Raw genomic sequence first — 12742 nt, 5'->3', positions numbered from 1 at the left:
GAGTAGACATGGTAACCTCCGTCTCCATACCTACTCTTTTTTGAAGCGTATGGAAATAATGAGTCCTGACCCTAGAAAGCACGTTGCTGGAAAGGGGCGGTAACGTGTCTTCCCCTGCCGAGTCGCAGCGATGGCTGACGGAGGGAGAAGCCGCAAAAAGATATGGGCATATCTTGAGGCTGCAAGCGGGATATGGGGACGCGGGACGGTGTGTGGAGGGTATCGCTCATCTTGTCCTGTACAGATCCTGACTTGTGGGCGGGCGTCGCCCCGGGGGGGACGGCGTTCGGCGTCTGGACAAGCAAAGTTTTTGGGGGGATGGGGGTGTGGGGGAAGGGCCCCTTTGTCCACAAAGGGGCCCTTCCCCCACCCAAAAACCATCTTCCCCTTTCCACATGCGGACTTGACGAATCCTCTGGGGGACTTACTTCACGGGGTATTCATGACAGGAGGCTGCATCATGGCTGAACAGCAATTCAAGGCCGAGGTGCGCAAGGTTTTGCGCATCCTCACCAATTCTCTGTATACCAATCGTGAGATCTTTTTGCGCGAGCTCATCTCCAACGCTTCGGACGCGCTGGACAAGCTGCGCTTCCGCACCAGCCGCGGCGAAACGCCGCGCGAGCCTGATCTGCCGCTGGAGATCCGCATCACGCTGGACGAAAAGGCCCGCACCCTCACCATCATGGACAGCGGCCTCGGCATGAGCGCCGCGGAGCTGGCCGAAAATCTGGGCACCATCGCCAAATCCGGCTCCGAGGCCTTCCTGGCCGAGCTGGACGCGCAGGCCGCCGACGGCAAGGCCGCGGACGCGGCCAACATCATCGGCCGTTTCGGGGTGGGCTTCTATTCCGTCTTCATGGTGGCCGACAAGGTGGAAGTGACCTCCCTGCCCGCCTTTGGCGAGGACAGCCAGGCGCATGTCTGGATCAGCGACGGGCTCGGCACGTTCGAGGTCAGTCCCTGCGAGGCCGGGGAGCTCAAGCGCGGAACGCGCATCGTCGTGCACCTCAAGGAAGATGCCGCGGAGTTTGCCGAAAAATTCCGGGTGGAGACCGTCATCCGCAACCATTCCGCCTTCGTGCCCTTCCCCATCTTCGTGGGTGAGGACAAGATCAACACGCAGCCCGCCCTCTGGCGCGAACCCAAGAGCAGCGTCACCCGCGAGCAGTACGACGCTTTCTACAAACACCTGACCTACGACAACAAGGCCCCGCTGGACGTGCTGCACATCGCCGTGGACGCGCCGGTGCAGTTCAATGCCCTGCTCTACATCCCGGATGCCGCGCAGGACATCTTCGGCATGGACCGCGACTACTGGGGTCTTGACCTGTACAGCCGCCGGGTGCTCATCCAGCACCGTAACAAGGAGCTTCTGCCGGAATACCTCGCCTTCCTCAAGGGCGTGGTGGATACCGAGGACCTGCCGCTCAACATCTCCCGCGAGACGCTGCAGGAGAACGTGGTGCTGCGCAAGATCCATCAGACCATCGTCAAGCAGCTCCTCGGCCATCTGGAAAAACTGGCCGCCAATGACGCCGAAAAATACGCCCGCTTCTGGAAGCTGCACGGCCGGGTCTTCAAGCTCGGCTATCAGGACTTCCCCAACCGGGAACGTGTGGCCGCCCTGCTCCGCTTCAATACCTCCATCCACGAGGACGCCGAGGCTCTGAGCAGCCTGGACGAGTACATGGCCCGTGCCCCGGAAAGCCAGAAGACCATCTGGTACGTCACGGCCCCCAACCGGGAAGCCGCTCGCCTGAGCCCGCATCTGGAACGCTTCCGCAAGAAGGGCATCGAGACGCTTTTCCTCTATGAACCGGTGGACGAGTTCCTCATGGACGGCCTGCACGCCTACAAGGAATGGGAGTTCAAATCCGTGGAGACGGCGGCCGACGACGCGCTGGATGCCTTTGCCGACAAGGCCGATGCGGACAAACCCGCTGCCGCTCCCCTTTCCGATGACGACAACGCCGCCTTCGACAAGCTGCTGGCCCACATCCGCGAGATCCTCGGAGAGCGCGTCAAGGACGTACGCGTATCGCATCGTCTGGCTGAAAGTCCGGCCGTGCTGGTCTCGGCCGACGGCGGCATGACCTCCAGCATGGAAAAATTCCTGCGCGTCATGCAGAAGGACGACTCCCTGCCCGTCAAGGTGCTGGAAGTGAACCGGGATCACCCGCTCCTGCGCAGCCTGCTCCGCATGTACAAGGCCGATGCCGCGGACAAGACCCTGAGCGAGATGGTGGAATGCCTCTTTGACGCCTGCCTGCTGCAGGACGGTTACCTGAAGGACCCGCAGGCCCTGGCTGCCCGCAGCAATGCCCTGCTGGAACAGGCCGCCGCCTGGTACGGCGAGGTGCGCCATCTGGCCTGAGCCACGCCGCTAGGGCAATTCCACATTGAAAATGTGGATTGCTCTGGTAGTCGCGAGAGCGACTATCCGCAACCGAACACACGGAAAAAACCACGCTTTTTCCGCAGTGTGAGGGCAGCGTCAGCATTGAAATTAGACACGATTTCAATGCGAATCCGCCCTATTGATGACGACATGACTTCACGGGGCAGGGACGGACGGCGTCCCTGCCCCTTTTCACGTCTCCCGAACGGACCGCCTCGTCGCCCTGCCTGCCGGTTCCCTGCTTTCCGACGGATAACTGTTGACGCCCCCGACCGCATTCCGTACATTATCAGGAAACGATCCTTCTTATTGGAAAAGAGACAGGCAGCCTGTTGTGAGTCCTCTGCTTTCCTCCCCGACGACCCTTTTGCCCGGCTTCTGGCAGTATAGCCCGGCGCGGGATACCTTTTGGCTGGATCGGGACAGCCTGGCGCTTGTGGGGTGTGCCAATGCCGCCTCGCGCAGTATGCCCCGCGGCGAACTGCGCGACCTGCTGTGCATCGATCCCGAAGAGGAGATCCTCTTTCAGCAGGTGGTCGAAAGTCCGTCGGAAGGGGACGTGCTCCTGTGCAGCATCACGCTTTATGCCGGGCCATACAGCGGGCGGCAATGCGCCGTGCGCGCCTCGGTCATGGGGCGGGACGCCGCGGGCCGGGCCCTGAGCCTCGTGGGCAATATCCGCCTGCTGAGCGATACCGGCGTGGATGACCCCGGCGTCAATCCCGATATGGCCCTGTTGACGCTGGACATCAGCGGCGACGGCATGTGGGACTGGTTCCCCAAGACGGGCCGGGTGGAATACAGCCCGCGCTTTCGGGCCATGCTGGGCTACTCGCCCCTGCAATTCCCCAACAGCATGGAGGCCTGGGAAGGCATCATCCATCCGGATGACCGCGTGCGGGCCAACCGCGCCCTGTACAATATCGTCGAGCCGCACGGCGCCAACTACTTTGAGTGCACTTTCCGTCTGCGGGGAGCAAAGGGGGACTATCTCTGGATACTCTGCCGCGGGCAGGTCCTGCGTAGGGATGCCCAGGGACGCGCGCTGCGGGTCATGGGCATGATCACCGATATCTCCACCTCACAGCAGGACCATGAAAACCTGCTGGAGAAAGCCTATACCGATCAGCTGACCGGTCTCGGCAACCGCGCCAGTCTCGATATGCACATCAAGGACTGGGCCCAGCCGCCACACCTGCCTCTCAGCGTCCTCTACTGCGATGTCAGCGGCCTCAAACTGGTCAATGACACGCTGGGACACAGTGTGGGCGACGCCCTGCTCATCAGCGCCGCGCACCTGCTCAAGAACAGCTTCAAGGTGCCGCATGTGACCATCCGGCAGGGAGGCGACGAGTTCCTTGTGGTGTTCCCTCACTGTTCCGCCCTGCAGACGGAGGAACTGGTCTTCAACCTGCGGATGACCATCCAGAAGCACAACAGCACCGAAGGCTGCATGCCTCTTTTCATCTCCGTGGGGCACGCCACGCTGGAAGCCGAGGCCACGGACATTTCGGACACCATCGCCCGCGCGGACCATCAGATGCTCCGCAACAAGGCCCTTGCCCACGAAACGACCTATCAGCAACTGAAACGCTGGCTGGAAAGCCTCACCAGCCATCCGGTCTCGTTGTTCGACTCCCGCCGCGATGCCTAAAGCATTTTCGGTTTGAAGCGCTTCGAGTTTCAAGCCATACGCGGGAAAAACGCGGTTCCTCCCCTCACTCTTGGCCGGGCGGCACTGTACCGTCGCATTGCGTTTTGCCCTTTCCACTGGACGTTTTTGCGGGGCAAGGTATCGAAAACATATCGGACGAAGCCCACCGGCATACGGTAAGATCTCTTTTTCCGCCGGTGACGCCATACGGCCCCTCCCTCAGCGGCAAGACAATGGTCCCAACCTCTGGGGGCAGAGTGGCTGCCGCCGGAACCGGCTGCCGGAGGGCCTCGCCGTCATTTTCGTCATCCGGCATCCCACTTTCCTTTTGCGGCCGTCTCTGTTTCCCGCAACATGCCGTCATCCCGTAAAATAGCATTTTCACATCAAAACTTTCATTTTTTGCCGTCAATTTGGCCGCATATCGCCGCCATGTTGACAGACCATGCCGAATTTGTACAATAGAGACAGTAAAACGGGCACCCAACTTCAACCTGATGCAGGACATTCCGCTGTCGGAGATTCGACCCTATGATCTGCAGTCCCCATTCCCCCCACGGCGTAGCGGATAATTGCGGATTCTGGTTTTACAACGGCGACAGGGATCTCATCCACCTCGACGCGACCTGCGGTCACCTGCTGGGCCTGCCGCCGGAACGAACCAGCATCCTGCGCGGTGAGATCCGCGACATGTTCGGTTCCATAGGCGAGAATACCAGTCTTGAGGATATCCTGCACAATGCGGACATGGGTGACCGTCTGCGGTACACCTTTCTTGTGCGTAGCGGCCCGCGTCAGGGCAGCGTACTCGTGGCGCGCGGCGCGGTACTGCTGCGCAACGAACAGCACCGGGCCATCATGGTCGGCGGCAGCCTGTACGGCGTCAACGCGTCGGATCGTCGGGCCGCCATGCTTCCGCCCGAGGAGGAAAGTCCTCTCTTCCCCCTGCCGGATCAAGGGTCCCTGCCCTTCCCCTTCGCATCAGAAGACGGCCTCTGGGACTGGAACCCGCAAACGGATACCTTTTTCTTCAATCAGCACTACCGGGCCATGTTGGGCTATGCCGACGAGGTAGAGCTGCCCAACGACGTCAATTCCTGGATCGACTCCCTGCACCCCGATGACCGGGCGCATATCCTGAACCTGCAGCGCGCCATCGCCCTGACCGCGGAACGCGGCGATTACTTTGAATGCTGCTGCCGCCTCCGCCACAAGGAAGGTCGCTTCCTCTGGGTCATGCAGCGCGGACAGGTCGTCCAGCGGGATGCGCGGAACATGGCCACGCGCATCATCGCCCTGCATACGGACCTTTCCCTGCATCACAGGATACAGGTCAGTCTGCGCAACAAGGCGTTCACCGACTCGCTCACGGCCCTCTACAACCGCGAATTCCTCACCCAGAACGCCCCCTCGTGGAACAGCAGGCTTTCCCTGCCGTTGAGCGTCATCTATTGCGACGTCAGCGGCCTCAAGCTCATCAACGACACTCTTGGGCATGATCAGGGGGACCGCCTGCTCATCGAGGCCAGCCGTCTCCTGCAACGGAGCATCCGCGCCCCGCACAGCCTCATCAGGCTGGGAGGGGATGAATTCATCATCATCCTGCCTACCTGTACCACCGATCAGGCCGAGGAACACACCCTCGCCATCCAGCAGTCCCTGCGGACCTACAACCGCAACAACAGCAGTCTGCCGCTCTTCCTCGGCATCGGCCATGCCACCTGGAACGGCGAAGACGCGGCGGATCTCTACAGCACCATACACGCCGCGGATATCCGTATGCAGGAAAAAAAGCGCCTGCACCATGCCGATGCCTTCACCTTCCTGCGCTGCTGGCTGGAATACCATACCGGAAAGCCCATCAGACAGCGGGATAGTCGCTGCTCCAGCCGCGCCTGAACACGGGCGGCGGAAGTGACAGAGACGTTTTTTCCCTGCCGGAGCGGCAACGGCATTGCGCTTGTCCCCGGAACAGGCTATATCCAGTGCGATTCTTCCACGCGCTCTCTGCGCAAAGGAGCTGCTTCATGGCGCTTGTACTGGGCACGGCGGGACACATCGATCACGGCAAGACCTCGCTGGTGCGCGCGCTGACCGGCATCGACTGCGACCGCCTCGAAGAGGAAAAACGACGCGGCATCACCATCGAACTGGGCTTTGCCTGGGCCGAGCTCCCCGATGGGGAACGGCTGGGCATCGTCGATGTGCCGGGGCATGAACGTTTCGTCAAAAACATGGTAGCCGGCGCGGCGGGGGTGGACTTCGTCATGCTGGTCATCGCCGCGGATGAAGGCGTCATGCCCCAGACCCGTGAACACCTCGACATCTGCACCCTGCTCGGCATCGACCGCGGCTTTGTGGCCCTGACCAAGTGCGACATGGTGGATGCCCAATGGCTCGAACTGGTACAGGAAGACATCCGAAATTTCCTCAAGGGGAGCTTTCTGGAAAATGCCCCCGTCTTTCCCGTCTCTTCCGTCACCGGCGAGGGGCTTGAGGCCCTGCGCGCCCATATCTACCGTTGCGCGGCCGAGATCCCGCCCCGCCGCCCCACGGACCTCTTCCGCCTGCCCATCGACCGCATGTTCGGCATGAAGGGGCACGGAACAGTGGTGACCGGCACCGTCATCTCCGGCGGTCTGGAAAGCGGGGAAGAACTCGTCGCCATGCCCGAAGGCATCGCCGTCCGCGCCCGCTCCCTGCAACGTCACGGCGCGCCCGCCGAAGTGGTGCGCGCGGGGCAGCGCTGCGCCGTCAATGTCCAGGGCACGGATACGGACAGCCTGCGCCGGGGACAGGTGCTGGCCCGTCCCGGCACGCTCTTTTCCTCCCGCCGCTGGCTGCTGCAGCTGACCTGCCTGCCCTCCGCGCCGCGCGCCCTGCGTCAACGCACGGAGGTCCACTTCCATCACGGCACGCAGGAATGCGCCGCACGCGTCGTCTTTTTCGATCGGGATCGCCTTGCTCCCGGCGAAAGCTGTCTGGCGGAACTGCGTTTCCCGCAGCCGCTGGCCGGCGTCTTCGGGGATCATTGCGTCATCCGGGCCTACTCGCCTCTGCGTACCGTGGCGGGCGGCAGCATCGTCTCCCCCCTGCCGCCGGAACTGCGCGCCCGCGACCCGCGCCGCGCCCATGATCTGGAACTGTTCCGCCAGCTTGCCAGCCTGGCGACGCCCGCCCGCCTGGCCGAGGACGGCGGCATGGCCCTTGTACTGGCCATCATGGACATCCGATACGTCATGGGCTGCGATGTCCCGACATTGCAGGCGCTCTCCGGTCTACCCGCCCCGCAATTGCATAAACTGCTCGTAGACCTGGCCTCACGGGGCAAGCTGATCTGCTGGAACCGCGAACAGCGCCAGTGGATAGACGGCGCGGCCTTCGATCAGCTCATGCAATGGGCCTGCGCGCGCGCCGCGGAGCTGCACCGCAAGCATCCTCTCAAGCCGAGCCACGGACAAGGCGCCATCTGCGCGGGCTGGAGCAAGGACCTCCCGCCCCGTCTGGTACAGCGCGTTCTGGAAAGCGCGGTCAAAAAAGGCTTGCTCGTCGCGGAAGGGGACGGCCTGCGTCTGCCCTCGCATACCGTCTCGCTGGCAAGCGATCAGCAGGGCCTGCGGCAGAAGCTGCTGGCGGCCCATGAAGCGGGCGGCATGGCCCCGCCCAACCTCAAGGACGTGCTGGCGGATCTGAACGTCAGCCAGAAGGACGCCGCCCCCATGCTGCGCCTGCTCTGCGAGGAAAAGGCCCTCGTCCGCGTGGCGGACGGCCTCTATTATGCCGCCGGGCCGCTGGAGGAGATCCTGTCCCGCACACGGCAGTGGTTCGCCAGCCACGACGATCTCGGCCTTGCCGGCCTCAAGGAGATCACCGGCCTGTCGCGCAAATTTCTCATTGCCCTGCTCGAATACATGGACAGGGAAAAGATCACCGTCAGAGTCGGCGACGCGCGGCATCTGCGCTCGCGTCAGCCGTCCTGATTCCCCCTCAACTCCTAAGAGGAGAAACGACATGCCTCAGAAGATCCTTGTTATCGGCGGCGTTGCCCTCGGCCCCAAAGCGGCCTGCCGCTGCAAACGCCTCCTGCCCGACGCCGAAGTGACCCTCATCGACGAGAACGTCAACATCTCCTACGGCGGTTGCGGCATCCCCTACTATGTCTCCGGCGAAGTGAACACGGTCAACGATCTGCGCGCCACGCCGTACAACGTCATCCGCGATCCCAAGTTCTTTGCCGAACTCAAGGACGTGACGGTGCGCATCCAGACGCGCGCCACCGCCATCGACCGCGCTGCCAAGCTTGTGCGCGTCAAAAACGTGGTCACCGGCGAGGAGGATACCCTCTCCTACGACAAGCTGGTCCTGGCCACCGGCGCAAGCCCGCGTGTGCCCCCTGTGGAAGGCCATGACCTCGGCAACGTCCTCTCCCTGACCCGTCTGGAAGCGGCGGAGACCATCCGCCATGCCTGCGAGAACGGGTCCGTCAAAGAGGCCGTGGTCGTGGGCGGCGGCTTCATCGGTCTGGAAGCGGCCGTGGCCCTGGCGGACATGTGGGGCGTCAAGGTCTCCGTGGTGGAGATGATGGATCAGATCCTGCCCGGCGTGCTCTCCGCCCAGCTCGCCCGCATGGCCGCCGTGGACTGCACCAAGCACAATACCGACGTGTACACCGGCGAGAAGGTACTGCGCCTGGAAGGCAAGGACGGCAAGGTCTGCAAGGTCGTGACCGACAAGCGGGAGATCGAAGCCCAGCTCGTCATCTTTGCCGCCGGTTTCACCCCCAACGGCCAGCTTGCCAAGGATGCCGGCCTCGACGTCACCCCCTTCGGCGCCATCACCGTCAATGAGTACATGCAGACCTCCGACCCGGATATCTACGCCGGCGGCGACTGCGTCTCCATCCCCAACCTCATCACCGGCAAACCGGGCTACCTGCCTCTGGGCAGCATGGCCAACCGGCAGGGTCGCGTCATCGGCACCAACCTTGCCGGCGGCAAGGCCACCTTCCCCGGCTACGTGGGAACCTGGATCGTCAAACTCTTCGACATGTCCTTCTGCGGCGTGGGCCTCACCATCGACAAGGCCCGCAAGGAAGGCTTCGACGCCGTGTCCGTCAGCGTGGAACAGGTGGACCGCGCCCACTTCTATCCCGAAAAAGAGCTCATGAGCCTGGAGATCGTAGTGGACAAGGCCAGCCGTCGCGTCCTCGGGATGCAGGGAGCCTGCACCGCCGGCGACGCCCTCAAGGCCCGCATCGACGCCGTGGCCGGTGCCCTCCAGTTCGCCAAACCCACGGTGGACGACATCTCCAATCTGGAGATCAGCTACGCCCCGCCCTTCGCCGGAGCCATGGACGTGGTCAACGTGGTGGCCAACGTGGCCGACAACGTGCTGGCCGGGCGCTTCACCCCCATCACCGCCGACAAATTCATGGAACTCTGGCAGAACCGCGCGGACAACAACGTCTTCTTCATCGACGCCCGCCCGGCCAAGGCCGGCAAGGCCGTGCAGGAACAGTACCCCGACTGGCACTCCATCCCGCTGGAAGAGATCCGCGCCCGCGTCAATGAAGTGCCCAAGGATCGCCCGGTGGCCCTCATCTGCAATACCGGCCTGCGCGCCTACGACACCCTCCTGGTGCTGGCCCGCCACGGCGTCACCGACCTCTGCAACAGCATGGGCGGTATGCAGGCCGTCATGAAAATGGGCCTCAAGCCCTAACAGCTGACAGGCACTCCCTGCGCTTGTAAACGGCCGGGGCCCCACGCGTCGCGCGAGGCCCCCCGGCCTCTCTTTGCAAGAGGATGTTTTTTGCGAGGGGGAGAGGGAAACCGTTTTGAAAAACGGTTCTCCCTCTCCCCCTCGCGCTCCCCCTCTCCCTTCCCAAAACTTTTGCTCGGGGCAACGCATGACAACGCAACCCCACAAGACATCACGCGCCTGTCGCGATCCACGACGACATGAAGACCACCCGCATGGCGGGTGGTCTTCTATTTCGCACCTTGGGTGCTCATCAACTGGCGGAAGCCATAAAAAAGGGCACGGGCGGGAATCCTCCGCCACGCGCCCTTGCGCTCCTGTGCGGGCAGCGCCGTTGCCTCGGAGGCTCAGGCTAATTGCCGCGATAGGTGGAATAGCCGTTGGCCGACATGGTGATGGGGATATGGTAATGTCCCGATCCCTCGATAGCGAAGATGATCTCCACAAAGGGATAGAGCGACGGCTCGTTATGGGCCTTGAAATAGGGGGCCACCTCGAAACGCAGCTTGTAGGTGCCGTCATTGCCCACGCCGGGCAGGAAGTTGCCCACACGGCCATTCTCGTCCGTCCGGCCTTCGGCCACCTTGACCCAGATGTCCTTGGCCGTATCGATCTTGAAAAGGACGATCTCCACTCCCGGGACCGGCTTACCGCGGGTGATGTCCAAAATATGCGTGGAAAGCTGATAGGCGTCCGCATGGGCGGCGGTCGCGCCCACCGCCAGCAGCGCCAGCGCCAGGCAGGCATGAACGAGCCACTTCATAAGACCTCCGTAAGGTTACAGGTATCTGTGCCAGTATGGCACGCCGGGTCCATGCGCGCCGTGATCGGGCGCACGCCCGAAAGAAAAAAGGGGCGGCGAGGGTCAACGTCCGTCGCGCTCTACGGCCAGATGCCAGACCAGCCGCCGCAGGGACACTACGGCAACGCCCTCCCGCCCGGCGGCCACCGGCCATTGCCGGAGGGCCTTCACGGTCTCGGGATAGGGGTGGCCGATGGCGATGGCCACGCCCTGCCGCTGTGCCTTGGCGGCCGCAAGGTCCAGCGCGGCCAGGATGGACGGGACCTTGCGGTCATTGTCCAGAAAAACGCTGCGCTCGGCCCCCACAAGCCCCTGCTGGAGGGCCTCCTTGCAGAGCACGGAATGGTTTTGCGTCATGCTGTCCAGCACGAACAGCCCCTGCCCGCGCAACAGGCTGCACAGCAGCCGACAGCCGTTGCGGCTGCCGGTAAAGCGCGACCCCATATGATTGTTGAAGCCGATGGCCGTAGGCAGGCGCGTAAAAGCGGCGTCCAGCACGGCACGCATCTCGCCGGCGCTCATATCGTCCGTCAGAGTATGCGGCCCGGCGTCCGGCTGTTTGCCGCGCTCGCGGCGCAGGGGCTGCATGGGCAGATGCGCGATGATGTCGATGCCGCGCTCCCGCGCCAGCCGCGCCACATCCTCCGCCCGCCGCGCATGGGGCCAGACGGCGAAGTTCACCGGGAACGGCAGAGCGGAAAGCTCTTCCGCCGTATCCAGCCGCTGTCCCATGTCGTCGATGACGATGACCAGCGAAGCCGGGCCCAGCGGCCGGGCCAAAGCGCCGAGCTGGGTCTCGTGCCCGGGGAAGCGGATCCGCAGGACGGGCTGTTCGTTGACTCGGGCTTCCAGACTGCCGTCATCCCTCCAGACGAGCTTTGGCTCTTCGTCAGGCTGCAGCAAGGGCGACTCCGCCTTCGGATGCAGGGAACGACGCCAGAGCGCCACCCGTTCCTGCATACCCAGCGCCAGCCGCAAGGGAGCGTTGGCCCCTTCCATGACGTATTCCGGCACGCCGTCGCCGCCGGGCGGGGGGACCTCATACAAACGAGCGTGGGGCACGCCTTCCGCCGCCCGTTCGAGGACAGCCAGGAAGGCCCGATGCCGCAGGGCCTGAAGATGCAGTCCCCCCTGCTCCCGTAGCAAGCGTGGCGCGCCGGGGCCTTCCTGCCCCAGCGACCAAAGCCCTATGCCCAGCGACAGGCCGAACCAGAACACGCCGAAGAGCAGCAGACGCCATGCTGTGGCGCGTCTGCCCGCTGTCCGGCGTGTCCCGGGGGAACTGCCCATATCCAGCATGGCCCGGCCGCTACTTGATGTTGCGCATCCGGGGCAGGCTCTTCACCAGATTGAGCGCCATGCGCAGCTGGTTGTCCCGTTCAAGCTGCTCGCGCCCTTCATTGGCCGCCTTGTCCTTGCCCTGGCCGCTCTGCTTGCTGTTTTCCAGATGGCGGTTGAGGTCCTTTTCCCGCACGAGGAAACGCTCGGTCTCCTTATCCTGTTCGCGGGGCGCCTCAAAGGGCACATCCACGTCCGGCACGATGCCTTCGGCCTGGATGGAGCTGCCGTTGGGCGTATAGTACAGGGCCACGGTCAGCTTGAGACCGGACTTGTCCATCAGCGGGATGAGATTCTGTACCGACCCCTTGCCGAAGGAGCGTTCACCGACAATCAGCGCCCGCTTGTGATCGCGCAGCGCCCCGGCCACGATCTCCGATGCCGAGGCCGAACCGGCATTGATGAGCACCACCAGCGGCACGTCGGCCATGTCGTCGGGCTGCTGCCTGGCCGTGTATACGCGCTGCATGGCATTGTCCCGCCCCTTGATGGACACGATGTCGCCGGAGGACAGGAACATGTCCGACACCTCGACGGCCTGATCCAGCAGACCGCCGGGATTGTTGCGCAGGTCGAGGACGATGCCGCGCAGGCCGTCCTTCTTGCTGTCCTTGATGGCCTGGGCCAGCGCCTTGCGCAGTTCTTCGGAAGTCGGCTCAGCGAAACGCGAGAGGCGCACCCAGTAGTAGCCGTCTTCCAGCTTGCGGGATTTGACGCTCACCAGCGGGATGGCATCCCGCACGATGCGCACGGTATGCGGCGTCTTGGAGTTGGTGCGCAGCAGGGT

The 12742-nt window shown here is 63.4% G+C and carries 8 protein-coding genes; 5 read left to right on the top strand and 3 right to left on the bottom strand.

Translation table 11 applies throughout. The annotated features are described in order from the left end of the window. The first annotated feature begins 460 nt into the window (after positions 1-460). From htpG to Q0K00_RS09450, 5 genes are all read left to right on the top strand, one after another. A complete protein-coding gene (htpG, locus tag Q0K00_RS09470) occupies positions 461-2377 on the top strand; it encodes a molecular chaperone HtpG (RefSeq protein WP_297228910.1) in 1917 nt (638 codons plus the stop codon). A 358-nt stretch (positions 2378-2735) separates the two neighbouring features. Beyond that, on the top strand, positions 2736-4055 hold the full coding sequence (locus Q0K00_RS09465; RefSeq protein WP_297228908.1) for a sensor domain-containing diguanylate cyclase: 1320 nt from the start codon (positions 2736-2738) through the stop codon (positions 4053-4055). A 531-nt stretch (positions 4056-4586) separates the two neighbouring features. After that, complete coding sequence (locus tag Q0K00_RS09460) at positions 4587-5954, top strand: GGDEF domain-containing protein (protein ID WP_297228906.1); 1368 nt, start codon at positions 4587-4589, stop codon at positions 5952-5954. A gap of 128 nt (positions 5955-6082) precedes the next feature. Further along, positions 6083-8035 carry a selenocysteine-specific translation elongation factor gene (selB, locus tag Q0K00_RS09455; protein WP_297228904.1) on the top strand — a complete coding sequence of 651 codons (1953 nt, stop codon included), beginning with the start codon at positions 6083-6085 and terminating at the stop codon, positions 8033-8035. Positions 8036-8066: 31 nt separating this feature from the next. Continuing rightward, complete coding sequence (locus Q0K00_RS09450; protein ID WP_297228902.1) at positions 8067-9776, top strand: FAD-dependent oxidoreductase; 1710 nt, start codon at positions 8067-8069, stop codon at positions 9774-9776. A gap of 391 nt (positions 9777-10167) precedes the next feature. Here Q0K00_RS09450 and uraH read toward each other — a convergent pair whose 3' ends face one another. The 3 genes from uraH to Q0K00_RS09435 all read right to left on the bottom strand — a co-directional run. Beyond that, the gene (gene uraH / locus Q0K00_RS09445) at positions 10168-10578 is read right to left on the bottom strand and encodes a hydroxyisourate hydrolase (RefSeq protein WP_297228900.1); all 411 of its coding nucleotides are present in this window, start codon (positions 10576-10578) and stop codon (positions 10168-10170) included. A gap of 102 nt (positions 10579-10680) precedes the next feature. Continuing rightward, on the bottom strand, positions 10681-11907 hold the full coding sequence (locus tag Q0K00_RS09440; RefSeq protein ID WP_297228898.1) for a divergent polysaccharide deacetylase family protein: 1227 nt from the start codon (positions 11905-11907) through the stop codon (positions 10681-10683). Between the two features lie 19 nt (positions 11908-11926). Beyond that, the coding region (locus tag Q0K00_RS09435) for a S41 family peptidase (RefSeq protein ID WP_297228896.1) at positions 11927-12742 on the bottom strand (816 nt) is incomplete at its 5' end.

It is taken from the genome of uncultured Desulfovibrio sp. (assembly GCF_944327235.1).
Taxonomy (GTDB): domain Bacteria; phylum Desulfobacterota; class Desulfovibrionia; order Desulfovibrionales; family Desulfovibrionaceae; genus Desulfovibrio.
Note: the sequence above shows the minus strand (reverse complement) of the source record. Positions and strands in the feature narration are given on the sequence as shown.